The organism is Rhodococcus sp. 5G237 (assembly GCF_053764735.1).
Genome location: NZ_JBSNCD010000010.1, coordinates 38,290 through 53,074 on the forward strand (window position 1 = coordinate 38,290; position 14,785 = coordinate 53,074).

The 14,785-nt window shown below is 68.7% G+C and carries 13 protein-coding genes and 2 riboswitches; of the genes, 6 read left to right on the forward strand and 7 right to left on the reverse strand.

The genetic code is table 11. The features are described from left to right. The first annotated feature begins 127 nt into the window (after nt 1-127). On the forward strand, nt 128-661 hold the full coding sequence (locus tag ACWPOC_RS21710) for an Rv2732c family membrane protein (RefSeq protein WP_271037612.1): 534 nt from the start codon (nt 128-130) through the stop codon (nt 659-661). Nucleotide 662: 1 nt separating this feature from the next. Here the strand turns inward: ACWPOC_RS21710 and ACWPOC_RS21715 are convergent, their stop codons facing one another. Then, the gene (locus tag ACWPOC_RS21715) at nt 663-1,463 is read right to left on the reverse strand and encodes an SDR family NAD(P)-dependent oxidoreductase (RefSeq protein WP_016691527.1); all 801 of its coding nucleotides are present in this window, start codon (nt 1,461-1,463) and stop codon (nt 663-665) included. Between the two features lie 125 nt (nt 1,464-1,588). Between ACWPOC_RS21715 and ACWPOC_RS21720 the strand changes: the two genes are divergently transcribed. Further along, entirely contained in the window at nt 1,589-1,726 is a 138-nt protein-coding gene (locus ACWPOC_RS21720) for a hypothetical protein (protein WP_016691526.1), read from the forward strand. A 59-nt stretch (nt 1,727-1,785) separates the two neighbouring features. After that, nucleotides 1,786-2,577, forward strand: coding sequence for a class I SAM-dependent methyltransferase (locus ACWPOC_RS21725; RefSeq protein ID WP_059384563.1), 792 nt, complete (start codon nt 1,786-1,788; stop codon nt 2,575-2,577). Here the strand turns inward: ACWPOC_RS21725 and cobF are convergent. Continuing rightward, a complete protein-coding gene (gene cobF / locus ACWPOC_RS21730) occupies nt 2,560-3,306 on the reverse strand; it encodes a precorrin-6A synthase (deacetylating) (protein ID WP_059384564.1) in 747 nt (248 codons plus the stop codon). The genes ACWPOC_RS21725 and cobF overlap by 18 nt on opposite strands. After that, nucleotides 3,303-6,902 carry a cobaltochelatase subunit CobN gene (gene cobN, locus ACWPOC_RS21735; RefSeq protein ID WP_085469172.1) on the reverse strand — a complete coding sequence of 1,200 codons (3,600 nt, stop codon included), beginning with the start codon at nt 6,900-6,902 and terminating at the stop codon, nt 3,303-3,305. The genes cobF and cobN overlap by 4 nt, the downstream gene beginning before the upstream one ends. 53 nt (nt 6,903-6,955) lie before the next feature. After that, a riboswitch (cobalamin riboswitch) is annotated at nt 6,956-7,147 on the reverse strand. 118 nt (nt 7,148-7,265) lie between these two features. On the opposite strand from cobN, the gene ACWPOC_RS21740 reads away from it, so the two are divergent. The 3 genes from ACWPOC_RS21740 to ACWPOC_RS21750 are packed head-to-tail and all read left to right on the forward strand — an operon-like array spanning nt 7,266 to nt 10,470. Then, nucleotides 7,266-8,255, forward strand: coding sequence for a cobalamin biosynthesis protein CobG (locus tag ACWPOC_RS21740; RefSeq protein ID WP_174246994.1), 990 nt, complete (start codon nt 7,266-7,268; stop codon nt 8,253-8,255). After that, nucleotides 8,252-8,902, forward strand: coding sequence for a precorrin-8X methylmutase (locus tag ACWPOC_RS21745; protein ID WP_016691521.1), 651 nt, complete (start codon nt 8,252-8,254; stop codon nt 8,900-8,902). Before ACWPOC_RS21740 ends, ACWPOC_RS21745 begins: the two co-directional genes overlap by 4 nt. After that, complete coding sequence (locus tag ACWPOC_RS21750; protein ID WP_455409311.1) at nt 8,899-10,470, forward strand: precorrin-2 C(20)-methyltransferase; 1,572 nt, start codon at nt 8,899-8,901, stop codon at nt 10,468-10,470. Before ACWPOC_RS21745 ends, ACWPOC_RS21750 begins: the two co-directional genes overlap by 4 nt. Here the strand turns inward: ACWPOC_RS21750 and ACWPOC_RS21755 are convergent. The 4 genes from ACWPOC_RS21755 to cbiE form a co-directional block, all read right to left on the reverse strand. After that, nucleotides 10,425-10,973, reverse strand: coding sequence for a TetR/AcrR family transcriptional regulator (locus tag ACWPOC_RS21755; protein WP_455409312.1), 549 nt, complete (start codon nt 10,971-10,973; stop codon nt 10,425-10,427). The genes ACWPOC_RS21750 and ACWPOC_RS21755 overlap by 46 nt on opposite strands. Then, entirely contained in the window at nt 10,974-12,404 is a 1,431-nt protein-coding gene (locus ACWPOC_RS21760) for an MFS transporter (protein WP_455409313.1), read from the reverse strand. 157 nt (nt 12,405-12,561) lie between these two features. Continuing rightward, on the reverse strand, nt 12,562-13,323 hold the full coding sequence (locus ACWPOC_RS21765) for a cobalt-precorrin-4/precorrin-4 C(11)-methyltransferase (protein ID WP_120280199.1): 762 nt from the start codon (nt 13,321-13,323) through the stop codon (nt 12,562-12,564). Then, nucleotides 13,320-14,540 (reverse strand): precorrin-6y C5,15-methyltransferase (decarboxylating) subunit CbiE, encoded by a 1,221-nt coding sequence (cbiE, locus tag ACWPOC_RS21770; protein ID WP_455409314.1) that lies wholly within the window; start codon nt 14,538-14,540, stop codon nt 13,320-13,322. The genes ACWPOC_RS21765 and cbiE overlap by 4 nt, the downstream gene beginning before the upstream one ends. A 41-nt stretch (nt 14,541-14,581) precedes the next feature. Next, a riboswitch (cobalamin riboswitch) is annotated at nt 14,582-14,777 on the forward strand. Nucleotides 14,778-14,785: the final 8 nt, after the last annotated feature.

Consider the following 14,785-nt stretch of genomic DNA (forward strand, 5'->3'; position numbering starts at 1 on the left):
GCGCCACACCGGCACCGGCCCCGAGGGGGTGTGGCGGAGCAAAATTGCAGGTGGACGACATGAGCGAGGTCACATCGGCGTCCGGCGCATAATGGCCACCCATGTGTCGGAACGGAGAGGTCGAGGCATGAGCGCGGACGGTACGAGCGCGGACCTGTCGGCCTATCGGAACGACTTCGCCCGGATCGAGAAGAAGGTCGCCGGGGAATTCGACGCCGGTCGCCGCGGCAAGGTCCTGGCGATCTGCGTCGTCGTCCTGACGGTGTGCATGTTGCTTCCGCAGACGTCGTCGGCGTGGTCGTGGACGGTCTTCGGCAGTTGGTTCGGCGACACTGCGCCCGTGGCGGTGCCGCTGCGGATCTTCGCGGTCCTGGCCCTGGTGTTCGGGGTGGTGATCTCGACGCTGGCGTTGTGGCTGCGACGATGGAAGCTGGCGTCGCTCGCGATGCTCGGCTCGGGGCTGTCGTCGTTCTTCGGGCTGTTGGCGTACTGGTCGCAGGCGGGGATGATCACGAACGCACCGCATCACCCCACCGCCGCGCTGATCGCCGAATGGCTGGTGATGATCGTGATGACGTCGCAGTGGTTGCCGATCGTGCTGAGCCGGTCGCCCACGGACGTCCCGCCCCGGCCGCATCCGCTGCGGACCGGTCGACGGTAGGTCAGCGCTCGACGAGCGAGCCCATCTTCTTCGCCAGGAACTCGATGCTGCGACGCGGCACGAGCCGGGCGAGCAGGTCGAGCATCATCGCGTCCTTGCCGATGCACACCCGGAAGGTGCCCTTCTCGATCGCGTCGGCGATCCTGTGTGCGGCCTCGGCGGACGAGGTGATCCTGACGGAGGCATCGGTGTTGCGTCCCGGGATCGCGGCACCGGAGTTCTCGGCGATGCCGGTGCGGACGGCGCCGGGGAACACCAGCGTCACCGCGACCTTCGTCGTGCGCAGTTCGGCGTACAGGCCCTCGGTGAGCAGCTTGACCGCCGCCTTGCTCGCGCCGTAGACCGACTGGCCCGGCACCGGCACGAAGGCACCCATGCTCGACACGTTGAGCAGGCTCGCCTCGGGACGACTCAGCAGCTCGGGGAGGAACGCCTTGCACATATGGACGACGCCCCAGTAGTTGACGTCGAGCACCTTGTTCATCTCGTCGTACGGCAGGTCTGCGAACGGGACGAACTTCTGGATGATGCCGGCGACGTTGGCGACCCCGTCGACCCGCCCGTGTGCTGCGGTCACCTCGCCCACCAGGGCTTCGACGGCGGCGCGATCGGAAACGTCGACCGTGTGGGTGGTCAGACGGTCGTCGTACGCGACCGCCAGGGCACGGGTGCCGTCGAGAGCCTCGGCGCGGAGGTCGACCGCCGCGACCCGCGCCCCACGCACGAGGAGTTCGAGGACGACGTCGCGTCCGATCCCGTTGCCTCCACCGGTGACGACGAAAACCCTGTCACGGATCTGCATGCTGCCTCCTCGTGTCGTTGGGTCCAGTCAATCCGGTCCGGCGACCCGACGCCACCCGAAGTGTGCGCGTGCACGTCTGCGGGTATCCGCCCGGACACGAGTCGGCCCAGCGTACGGAGGTAGAAGTGACGACGTCGAAGAAGAAGGACGACGAGGTGCGCAAGGACCCGCCGGGTCCGGTCGATCACGGTCGCAACGGCGGTATGGCGACCCGGGAGAACGCCCCCGAGGTGGTCGAGCGTTCGGACGACGACGAGAAGTGACCCGATCCGGACGATGTGAACGGCCACGAGGCCACCGATCGGGCCGATAGGTTGAGTACATGCAGTTCGCCGGACCGGCCGAACAGTACAACCGCTTCATGGGCCGCTACGCAGCGACGCTCGCGCCCGCCCTGGCGGACGCGGGTGGGGTGAGGGGCGGGCATCGGGTCTGCGACGTGGGATGCGGACCGGGTGGGCTCACCCGTGAACTGGTCGCCCGGGTCGGTGCAGCGAACGTCGCAGCGATCGATCCCGCTCCCCAGTTCGCGGCGGCGTGCCGGCAGATCGCACCGGAGATCGACGTCCGCGTCGGGGTGGCCGAGAACCTGCCGTGGCCGGACGGAACGTTCGACGTCACCCTGGCATCGTTGGTTCTCGGATTCATGAACGATCCCGAACTGGGTGTGCGGGAGATGGTGCGGGTGACCCGTCCGGGCGGCACCGTCGCCGCGTGCATGTGGGACACCACGGCCGGCGGGATGACGATGCTCCGCGTCTTCTGGACCGCAGTGGGAACGGTCGAGCCCGGCACTCCGGGTGAGAGGACACTGCCCGGTACCAGCGAAGGCGACATCGCCGACCGGTTTCGGCGGGCGGGTCTGCACGAGGTGGTCGGCGGCGCCCTGTCCGCGCGCGCCGATTACGCCGATTTCTCCGACTTCTGGGAACCCTTCACGTTCGGTGTGGGACCGGCCGGTCGGCACCTGGTCTCGATGTCCGAAAGGCACCGCGTCGCAGTGCGTGATGCCTGCCGTGCTGCTCTTCCGTCCGGACCGTTCTCGCTCGACGCCCGCGCCTGGTATGCGCGGGGAACGGTTCCGGACGAACGGAACTCACCCTCGCCGCAGTAAATAGGTGTCCATCACCCAGCCGCGGGCCTGCTTGGCCCGCGCACGGGCCTCACGGATCGCGGGAAGCACCTCGGCAAGCTTGCCCGCGACGAGTTCTTCGTCGTCGGTTCCCAGATTCGCACCCCACCACATGCTCCACGTCCCGTCGAGGTCGGCGCAGGCAAGGCCGCCGTCGAGCATCACCACGATGTTCGACGCACCCGCTGCGACGTCCCGAAGCAACCGACGACCGGTCGTCACGGTGATCGGCCCGCCGATGGTGTTGAGCACGAGACGATGTCGGGCCGCGAGCAGTTGCACGCTGCTGATACCGGGAACGACGTCGTAGTCGAACCACACCCTCCCGCGTTCGAGGATGCGTTCGACGACGCGGATCGTGCTGTCGTACAAGCTCGGATCCCCCCAGACCAGGAAGCCGACCGTCTCGTCCTCCCGAACCTGTTCGAGCAGAACGGTCTCGTATGCCTCGGCGCGGGCGGCGTGCCAGTCGCGCACCTCGTCTCCGTAGCGCTCCGGGTTCCGGTCGCGGGGCGGGTCGGGCACCACGACCATCCGATAGGAGCCGGAAGTGTGACGGCGCAGGATCTCTTCGCGGACCGCCACGAGATCGTCCACGCCCCGCTTCTTGTCGGGCACAAGGAAGACGTCGACGCTCTCGAGGGCGCGCACCGCCGCCACCGTGAGATCGTCCGGTCCCCCGGGGCCGATCCCGATGAGCCGAACCCTCACCCCCGGTCCTCGAGATCGCCCTCGACGTCGAGATAGGCCTGCTGCAGTCTGTTCATCGTCTCGGGATCCGGTTCGGACCACAGCCCGCGATCGGCCGCCTCGGTGAGCCGTTCGACGATCCCGCGCAGCGCCCACGGATTCGCTTCGCGGAGGAACTGCTGGTTCTCCGGGTCGAGCGCATAGTTCTGTGCGAGCGACTCGTACATCCAGTCCTCGACCACACCGGCAGTGGCGTCGTAGCCGAACAGGTAGTCGACGGTCGCGGCGAGTTCGAATGCGCCCTTGTAGCCGTGCCGGCGCATCGCACCGATCCACCGCGGGTTGACGACCCGAGCGCGGAAGACCCGTGCGGTCTCCTCCGCCAGTGAGCGGGTGCGCACCGCATCGGGGGTGGTGGAATCGCCGATGTATGCCTTCGGGTCGGTGCCCGTCAGCGCCCGCACCGTTGCGACCATGCCGCCGTGGTACTGGAAGTAGTCGTCGGAGTCGGCGATGTCGTGTTCGCGGGTGTCGGTGTTCTTCGCCGCCACCGCGATCCGTCGATAGTTCGCACGCATGTCGTCGGCGGCCGGAACACCGTGCAGCCCACGCCCGTAGGCGAATCCGCCCCAGGCCGTGTAGACCTCGGCGAGATCGGCGTCGGTACGCCAGTTGCCTGAGTCGATGAGTTGCAGGATGCCGGCACCGTACGAGCCGGGCTTCGATCCGAAGATGCGCCGTACCGCACGGTCGGCGTCGCCGTGTTCGGCTTCGTCCCGCCGAGCGTGGGCTCGCACGTAGTTCTGCTCGTCGGGTTCGTCGAGGGCGGCGACCATGCGGATCGCGTCGTCGAGCATCCCGATGACGTGTGGGAACGCGTCCCGGAAGAAGCCGGAGATCCGGACCGTGACGTCGATGCGGGGCCGGCCGAGTTCCTCGAGCGGGATCACGGTCAGTTCGCGCACCCGACGCGACTCGGCGTCCCATTCCGGCCGCACACCGATGAGTGCGAGCACTTCGGCGATGTCGTCGCCGGCGGTGCGCATCGCCGAGGTCCCCCACACCGACAGGCCGACCGACTGCGGGTACTCCCCCGTGTCGGCGAGATACCGCCCGATCAGATTGTCCGCCAACGCGACACCGGTGTCGTAGGCGAGCCGGCTCGGGACGGCTTTCGGGTCGACGGTGTAGAAGTTGCGCCCGGTCGGCAGCACGTTGACCAGGCCGCGCAAGGGTGAGCCGGACGGACCGGCCGGGACGTATCCACCATCGAGTGCGTGCAGCACCGCGTCGAGTTCGACCCTTGTGCCCGCGAGGCGGGGAACCACTTCGTCGGCAGCGAAGGTGAGCACCCTCGCGACCTCGGAATCAGGATGGCCGAGCACGGTTTCGACGATGCGTGCAGATGACCCGGCGTGCCAACCGTCGTCCTCCATGGCCTCCACGAGCGACCGCGCGACGCTCTCGACGGCATCGACCTCCTTCGACGGAGCATCGGACTTCAGCCCGAGTGCGGTGCGCAGACCCGGGACGGCGTTGCTCCTGCCGCCCCACACCTGCGCGGCCCGCAGTATCGACAACACGAGATTCACTCGCGCCTCGCCGGTCGGCGCGTCGCCGAGGACGTGCAGGCCGTCGCGGATCTGCGCGTCCTTGACCTCGCACAACCATCCGTCGACGTGCAACAGGAAGTCGTCGAATTCGGCGTCGTGCGGGCGGTCGTCGAGTCCGAGATCGTGGTCCAGCTTCGCCGCCTGGATGAGCGTCCAGATCTGCGCCCGGATCGCGGGCAGTTTCGCCGGATCCATCGCGGCGATGTTCGAGTACTCGTCGAGCAGCTGTTCGAGACGAGCGATGTCGCCGTAGGATTCGGCGCGCGCCATGGGCGGGATGAGGTGGTCGACGATCGTCGCGTGCGCTCGGCGTTTGGCCTGCGCCCCTTCGCCCGGATCGTTGACGAGGAACGGGTAGATCAGCGGCAGGTTACCGATCGCGGCGTCGGTCGCGCAGGCGGCGGACAGACCCGCGTTCTTGCCCGGCAGCCACTCCATCGACCCGTGTTTGCCGAGATGCACCACGGCGTCGGCACCGAAGCCGTGCTCGACCCACTTGTAGGCGGCGAGGTAGTGGTGCGAGGGTGCCATGTCGGGATCGTGGTAGATCGCCACCGGATTCTCGCCGAATCCGCGGGGCGGCTGGATCATAAGCACCACGTTGCCGGCTTGCAGGGTCGCCAGCACGATGGCGTCACCGTCGACGAACAACCGTCCCGGTGCCGGTCCCCACGCTTCGATCATGGCGTCGGTGAGCTCGGCCGGTAGACCGTCGGTCCACCGAAGGTAGTCGGAGGTGCTCACCCGCACCGGATTTCCGGCGAGTTGCTCGGCGGTGAGCCATTCCTCGTCCTGCCCGCCGGCATCGATCAGGGCGTGGATGAGGGCGTTTCCGGCCTCGGTGTCGTCCTCGACGTCCATGCCGGGGAAGCCGTCTCCCAGGTCGTATCCGGCATCGCGCAGCGCGCGCAGCATCCGGATCGCCGATACCGGCGTGTCGAGGCCGACGGCATTGCCGACACGGGAATGCTTGGTCGGATAGGCGGACAACATGACCGCGATCCGGCGCTGTGCCGGAGGTACATGCCGTAATCGTGCGTGCGACACCGCGATACCGGCGACACGTCGACACCGTTCCGGGTCGGTGACGTAGCGGGGCAGGCCGTCGGTGTCGAGTTCCTTGAACGAGAACGGCACCGTGATGATGCGCCCGTCGAATTCGGGGACGGCGATCTGCGTGGCCGAATCGAGCGGTGACACACCGTCGTCCGATTCCGCCCAGTCGTCGCGACTCCACGTCAGGCACAGGGCCTGCAGGATCGGGATGTCGAGCGCGGCGAGCGCTCCGACGTCCCACGCCTCGTCCTCACCTCCCGCGCTCACGGTCGCGGGTCGAGTGCCACCGGCCGCCAGCACCGTCACGACCAGCGCGTCGAGGGTACCGAGTTCGGCGAGCAGGTCGTCGGGCGCACCGCGCAGCGACGCGCAGTGGATCACCACGCCACGAGCCGTGCCGGTCGCGTCGATCGCGTCGGCGAGGTCGTGTGCGAACTGGACGTTTCCGCTGGTGTGGTGGGCTCGGTAGAACAACACGCCGACGCGCGGCAACCGCGCGCCGCCGGACGATTCGGGACGGTCGAGCACACCCCATTCGGGCAGCTCGGCGGGCGGTTCGAAACCGTCACCACCGAGCAACACGGTGTCGTTCAGAAAGGCGTGGAGCTGCCCGAGATTGGCCGGGCCGCCGTGTGCGAGATAGCGATGCGCTTCGGCAGCAATGCCGATCGGCACCGTCGAATGCTCCATGAGCTCGGCGTCCGGGGTCTGTTCGCCGCCGAGGACGATCACCGGGACACCCGCGGCGAGCACGGTGTCGAGCCCCGATCGCCAGCTGCGGGCGGAACCCAGGATCCGCACCACGACCAGGTCGGATCCGTCGAGCAGAGCGGGCAGTTCGGTGGACACGTCGAGGCGCGACGGGTTGCCGAGCACCCAGTCGGCACCGCTCGACCGCGCCGACAGCAGGTCGGTGTCGGACGTCGACAACAAAGTCAGGCGCGTCACGACGCAACCCGAAAACACAGGCGTACAGCCATGCTCAGTCTCCAAAACCCTCGTGGACCTCACGTGCCGTGGCCGGTCTCCTGGCTGACGGGTCGTCGCTGCTCCACCGACCTTCCCGGATTCCTCCAGTGGCCTCCGAACCGGCGGACCGGTACGGACGAGGGCGAGCAACTATCCGCTCACAGTGGCGAGGGCCGCGCCGGTTTCCCACCGGCTTCCCGAGCACCACGGCAAACCGAGAGTAGCGCACCTGTCCGGAAAGGTGTGCAACCATGTGCGTCCGTGGATGCTCTGCCACCCTCTCGCCCTCCCGATCGGTGCCCCGGAATCCTTCGCCCGCATGTCGCGGCGGACGGCGCGCTGGTGCGGCTTCGCGTGCCCGGAGGGCAGGTACCCGACGGGGCGCTCCGAGCACTGTCGGACGCGGCCATCGCCTACGCCGATGGCGACGTGCACCTCACGTCGCGGGGAAACCTGCAGCTCAGAGGCATCGGACTCGACGAGTGCGGTGCCGTCCCCGCCGGACTGGCCGAAGTCGTCACGGCGGCCGGACTGCTGCCGTCGGCGAGCCACGAACGGGTGCGGAACATCGTCGCCTCGCCGCTGACGGGACTCGCCGGTGGACTCACCGACGTCCGGCCTCTCGTCCGCGAACTCGACGCCGGACTGTGCGCCGATCCGGTCCTCGCCGACCTGCCCGGCCGGTTCCTGTTCGGCCTCGACGACGGCCGTGGCGACATCGCGGCGCTGCGGTGCGATCTCACCGCCGTCGCGCTCGACGACGGGACCGCGCGGATCGTCGTGGGTGGACTCGCCGGCCCTACGGTACGGCTCACGCAGGTCCCGGAGACGCTCCTGCGCCGGGCCCGCCGCTTCGTCGAGATTCGCGAGTCGGTGTGGCACGTGCGTCAACTTCCGCGTGCGGGAGCGGAACTCGGCGGTACCGTTTCCGCTCCGCGGCCACCGGTCTTCACCATGCCGTACGGCACGATCGGCGACGCGGTGTCGGTGATGGTGCCGCTGGGGATTCTCACCCCCACCATGGTCGCTGCATTGCCCGATAGCGGTGTGGTCGTCACGCCCTGGCGCGGCCTGATACTTCCGTCCGGATCGAATCTCGTCGCGCTGCGCGAGACCGGTTTCGAGACGATCCCCGATTCACCGTGGCAGCGGGTGACCGCGTGCACGGGAGCGCCCGGGTGTAGCCTCGCCGGAGGTGACACCCGAGCGCTGGCTCGCCGGATCGTCGCCGGAGATACCACCGATTCCCGAATTCACGTCGCCGGATGCGAACGCGCCTGCGGCGCACCGCACTCGCCTCACCGCCTCGTTTTCGCCAGGAGCACCCCGTGACCCTTCGACCTCCCCCGCGTCGGTACGACTACGTCACCGATGGCGCCGAGATCTACGTCCGGTCGTTCGCGACGATCCGCGCCGAGTCGGAGCTGTCCGCGATTCCTGCGAGTGCGGAGAAGGTCGCGGTCCGGATGATCCATGCAAGCGGGCAGACCGATCTGGCACGAGATCTCGTGATCCACTCCGATCTTGTTCCGTCCGCCCGCACTGCTCTGAACGCAGGTGCTCCGATCCTCACCGACGCGAACATGGTGGCCTCCGGGGTCACCCGTACGCGCCTGCCCGCGGGCAACGACGTGGTGTGCCTGCTCGCCGACCCACGTGTCCCCGAACTCGCCGAGCGGTGGGGCACGACCCGCTCCGCAGCGGCGGTGTCGTTGTGGGCCGACCGCCTCGAAGGCTCCGTCGTCGCGATAGGCAATGCCCCGACGGCCCTGTTCCATCTGCTCGAGATGCTCGACGACGGCGCCCCGCGACCGGCCGCGATCGTCGGTGTTCCCGTCGGGTTCATCGGCGCCGCGGAGTCGAAGGAGGCGCTGCTCGACCATCCGCTGCAGATCCCCCATCTGGTGGTGCGGGGGCGCCGCGGCGGGTCGGCGATGGCGTCGTCCGCGATCAATGCACTTGCCCAGGAGAAGGAATGAGCGACACGATGCCAGGCAGGTTCTACGGCGTGGGCCTCGGTCCCGGTGATCCCGAACTCATCACACGCAAGGCCGCGCGGCTGATCGCCGAGGCCGACGTGCTCGCCTACTATTCCGGCACGCACGGCCGCTCCATCGCCCGGTCGATCGCCGCCGACCTGATCCCGGACGGGGTGATCGAGGAACTGCTCGTGTACCCGGTGACGACGGGCACCACCGATCACCCGGGCGGCTACGACGGTGCGATCGCCGATTTCTACGACGAGTCCGCCGCCCGGCTGGCCGTCCACCTCGACGCGGGACGCACCGTCGTCGTGCTCTGCGAGGGCGACCCCCTGTTCTACGGCTCGTACATGTACCTGCACGACCGCCTCGCTCCGCGATACCCGACGGAAGTTGTGCCGGGGGTGACGTCGGTGTCCGCCGCATCTGCTGCGGCCGCCGAACCGATGGTGCGCCGCACCGACGTCCTCACCATCCTCCCCGGCACGTTGCCCGCCCCGGAGCTCGCGCGGCGACTCGCCGACACGGACGGTGCGGCGATCATGAAGCTGGGCAGGACGTTTCCCGCCGTCCGGGAGGCTCTCGCTCAGTCCGGTCGCCTCGACGACGCCGTCTATGTCGAACGCGCGTCGATGGATCGGCAACGCATCCTGCCGGTCACCGAGGTCGACGCCGACGCGGTGCCGTACTTCTCGGTGATCCTCACCGCCGGTGACCGCTCGCCGAGGAATCGGGCGGTCGCCGACCGCTCGCGGCCGTCCGTCTCGGCCGAGGCGACACATCCGGACGCGAACGAACTGCTCGTCGTCGGATTGGGCCCTGCGGACGAGAAGTGGCTGACCGCCGAGGCCGCCGACGCACTCGCGCAGGTCGATCACGTCGTCGGATACGGACCGTATGTCGACCGCGTTCCGGCACGTTTCGGCCTGCACCGTCATTCGAGTGGCAACACCGTCGAGGTCGACCGCGCGCGATTCGCTCTCGACCTCGCGCTGTCGGGCGAGAAGGTCGCGGTGGTCTCCGGTGGTGACGCCGGGGTGTTCGGGATGGCGTCGGCGGTGTTCGAGGCCGCGCAGGACGACACCTACGCGTCGGTGCCGATTCGCGTCCTGCCGGGCGTCTCCGCGGTGCAGGCCGTCGCGGCGCGTGCCGGCGCCCCGATCGGCGGCGACTTCGCAGTGATGAGCCTGTCGGATCGACTCAAACCATGGGACGTGATCGAGAAGCGGTTGGCCGCGGTGTCCGAGGCCGATCTCGTCCTGGGCATCTACAACCCGGCGTCGCGGTCTCGGACGACGCAGGTCGCGGACGCGAGAACGGTACTGCTGAAGCATCGTCCGGCCGACACCGTCGTCGTGATCGGGCGCGATGTGGGACGGTCCGGCGAGTCGCTCGAGGTCACGACGCTCGAGAAACTCGATCCGGCGAGCATCGACATGAAGTGCCTGCTCATCGTCGGCGCTGCGGGCACCTCCGTGACACCGACCGGTGCAGTGTGGACGAAACGGTCGGTGGATGGTCAGAGTTCGGGATCGTCGACGACCGACTGGACGAGTCGGCCGTAGGTCTCGATCAGAGTCCCGCTGGGCATCTCGTCGGGCGGCAGCAACTCGAACGTCCTCAGGCTGCCCGCCAGTCCCAATAGGAGGGTGACGACCATCTGCGAGCGCACCAGCCCCGCGGAGTCGTCCCCGATCAGTGCCGCGATCCGGGCGACGACCCGCTCGTTCGTCCGCGTGCGGGCCACAGCCGGATCCGCTGCCTCACGAACCAGGAAGGGTGCCATCGCCCAGAAGTCGTAATCGTCCGAATCCCGTCGCTCGACGACCGCACGCACCATCCGGTACCCGACCGGCTCGTCGTGACGGGTGGCCTCGGCGAGTCCGGGCGAGTCCGGAGCCGCAGCCTGGAAGAGCTCGGCCTTGCTGCCGGTCAGTTTCATCACGAGAGCCGGTGAGACACCGGCCGCTTCGGCGACGTCCCTGATCGTGGTGCCGTTGAATCCGCGCTCGGCGAACAGCGGTCGTGCGGCGTCGAGGATGACGTCGCGGGTGGTTCGCTCGGTCACCTACGCCTTCGCCTCCACGGATGCGCCCGCGACGCGCGTCGTCGACGGTCGGTGCCTCGGAAGGAACATGGCTGCCAGGCTAGCGGAGAACGTCGCGGCGCCGGCGATCCCGAACATCGCCACGAAGGCACTGTGGGCCGGGAAGACCGTCCCGGCCGCCTCCATGGTGAGCCCGGCGACCAGTGCCGCGACCACCGCGCTCATGCCCGACGATCCGATCGTACGGAGCAGGCTGTTGACGCCGTTGGCCGCTGCGGTCTCCGTGAGCGGGACGACCGCCATGATCAGCGCCGGCATGGTCGCGAAGGCCATCGCGTTGCCGATGCTGACGAGGACGCTACCGATGACGATGAGTGCGACGGTGTCGTCGAAGATCATGCGGAATCCGTAGGCCACGGTCATGAGCAGTCCCGCGGCCAGGAGAGTGGTGCGGCCGCCGAATCGTGCGGTCATGCGGGCCGACAGCGGGGAGACGACGAGCATCGTGAGTCCACCCGGAACCATGCACAGACCCGCGATCGCCGCACTGAGACCGAATCCGAAGCCGGTGATCTCCGGAAGTTGCAGTTGCTGTGTGGTGGAGAGGGTGTTCGCGTACGCCGCGAAGCCGACGAAGAGCCCGGCGATGTTGGTGAGCAGAACAGGCCGGCGCGACGAGACACGCAGATCCACCATGGGGACGGGAACGCGCAGTTCGTACGGGACCCAGACGGCGAGGACGACGGCGGCCGCCCCGAGACTCACGAGGGTCTGCGGACTCGACCAGCCCCAGACCGGCCCCTTCGAGATCCCGAGCAGCAGCGCCATCAGTGCGAGCGACAACAGCACCGCGCCGACGAGGTCGAAGCGGCCCCGGGTGCCCGATGCGCTCGCCGGGACCGTGACGAGGATGCCGACCAACAGAAGCACACCGGCAGTCGCCGAGACGTAGAAGACCGAGGCCCACCCCAGGGTGTCGTAGAGAACGCCTGCTGCCGGTAGACCCAGGGCGCCGCCGATGCCCATCGTGGCGCTGGTCAGCGCCACCGCACCCGCGACCTTCTCGCGGGGCAACAGATCGCGCAGCACGGCCATGGCCACCGGGATGAGTGCCGAGGAGAAGCCCTGCAGCGCGCGGCCGACGAGGACGGCGATGTAGCTCCCGCCGAGCGCGGCGATGAGCGACCCCACGACCATCATCGCCAGCGACAGCACCATCATTCGGCGCTTGCCGAACATGTCGGCCGAGCGCGAGACGATAGGGGTCGCCACCGCTCCGGTCAGGAGCGTGATGGTCACCAGCCACGTCGCGGCGCCGGCGGAGACGTCGAGGATCTCGGGGAAGTCCGGAAGCAGCGGAATGACCAGCGTGGTCTGCAGAGCCGCAACGAGACCCGCCAGGCTCAGCAGCGTCGTGATCGTCGTGCCCGACGCCGGTGTCGTTCGTCCCATGTCCCCATCTCCGTTGCCACCCTGCGGGGTGAACACCGTTCACCCCGCATCGAGTGAACGGCGTTCACCCCCGGGTTGTCAACAGGTTCGCGCGCCGTACCGGGGTTCGCCCCTGCTGCAACCGGGGCGAATCCCGGTTCGGCGGGGGAAGATGGAGTTATCCGAGACCGGGGCGCTCGCGGGCGGGGTCGTAGAGATGCGAGCAGGCCACATCCGGCCGTTCACGCACGCCGAGAGCGTGTCCGACGACGATGACCGCGGTGTGCTTCAGCCCCGCGGCTTCCACACCGTCGGCGATGTCGGCGAGGGTGCCGCGCAGCACGACCTGGTTCGGCCGCGATGCGAACGCGACCACCGCGACGGGACAATCGGCGCCGTATTCGGCAGCGAGTTCTTCGGCCAGGACACGGATACGGGTGATCGCCAGGTGCAGGACGAGACTCGCTCGAATCCCCGCGACCCGCGTCAGAGCCTCGGTGTCGGGCATCGCCGTCGACCGGGCCTGCGTGCGGGTCAGCACGACCGTCTGCACGAGTTCGGGAACGGTCAGTTCGGTGCCGAGTGCCGCGGCCGCCGCGGCGTAGGCGGGCACACCGGGCGTGACGTCCCAGGGCACGCCTGCGGCGTCGAGTCGTCGCGTCTGTTCGGTGAGCGCCGAGTACAGCGACGGGTCGCCGGAGCACAGTCGCACGGCATCGAGGCCACGCCGGTGCGCGTCGACGAGATGGGCGGTGATCTCGTCGAGGTCCAGGTGTTGTGTGTCGACCAGTTCGGCGTCGTCACGGCAGTGCGAGAGGGTCTCGGCATCGAGATAGGTACCGGCGTACAGCACGACCGGGACCTCGCGCAGCAGGTTCACCGCTCGCAGCGTGAGCAGGTCGGCCGCTCCGGGTCCGGATCCGACGAAATGGACGGTCATCGTTCGCCTTTCACTGCGCTCCACTGCACGACCGGTCGCTGCGCACGCCAGCCGGTGAATGTTCCTATGGGATCTGCGTGTTCGACGGACAGACGGGTGAGTTCACCACCGTGCGTCTTCCACCACAGCACGAGGCCGGCCTCGGTCTCCAGCGTCACTGCATGCGCGACGAGCCGACCGCCGGGAGGCAATGCGTCCCAACACGTGTCGAGCACACCCTCACGACTTCCTCCCCCGCCCACGAAGATCGCGTCGGGCACCGGGAGTCCGTCGAGCGCGGCGGGGGCGGCACCACGGACGACCCGCACCGCCGACGGCACACCCAACGCGGCAGCATTGCGCTCGATTGCGCCGGCACGCCTCTCGTCCTTCTCGATCGCGAGAGTACGACAGCGCGGATCGGTTCGCGCCCATTCGATTCCGACGGACCCGGCTCCCGCACCGACGTCCCACAGCAACTCCCCCGGTCGTGGCGCGAGTGCGCACACCGCCGCGACACGCACGGTCCGCTTGCTGAGCTGTCCGTCGTGTTCGAACAGGGAGTCGTCGAGACCGGGCAGCACCGACAACCCGGCGGGTCCGTCGACCTCGACGCACATCAGACTCAGAGACCGGACGCCCGTATCGGTCAGATGGGCCGCCTTCGCATCGATCCGGGACTCGTCAGCAGCACCGAGATGCGACAACACCGCGACCCGTGAGTTCCCGAAACCGGCGGCCACCAGGAGCGTCGCAACATCCGCGACACGTGCACCGTCGACGAGGACGACGAGTTTGCGTCCGCGCGTCAGAACTCTGCGCAGAGCATCGATCTCGCGACCCACGACGGTGACCGTCTCGCACTCCTCCGCGGACCAGCCCATGCGCGCGCGGGCGAGTGCCACCGACGAGACCGCCGGGATCACCTCCACGGCGTCGCCTCCGAGACGCCGGATCAGTGTGGTGCCGATCCCGGAGACCAGCGGATCACCGGATGCCAGCGCGACGACGTCCTTGCCGGCGTGCCGGTCGAGGAGGTCGTCGAGCCCGGACAGGAGCGGCGACGGCCACTCTTCGCGCACCGCTGCGCAGGCGGGCACCAGATCGAGGTGGCGCCGGCCGCCCAGCAGGACCTCGGCTGCGAATATCCGTTCCCGGACGACCGACGGCACGCCCGCCCATCCGCCCGCCCCGATTCCGACAACGGTGATGCCTGTCGTCTGTCGCATCGGTCCCATGGCGGTGAACCATAGCCCACGCGCCATGGCCTAGACTCGGCCGCGGCAAGGCAATCGAAGGTGCCCCTCACGGGGATAATCGGGAAGCCGGTGAGAATCCGGCACAGGCCCGCTGCGGTGACCCGGGAGTCGTCGATCATGCGCATCCGCGCAGCCACTGGACCGTCCGGTCCGGGAAGGCGATCGCACGGCGTCCGACCGGGAAGTCCGAATACCGGCCTTCGAACAGCTTGCCGCGAAGAACA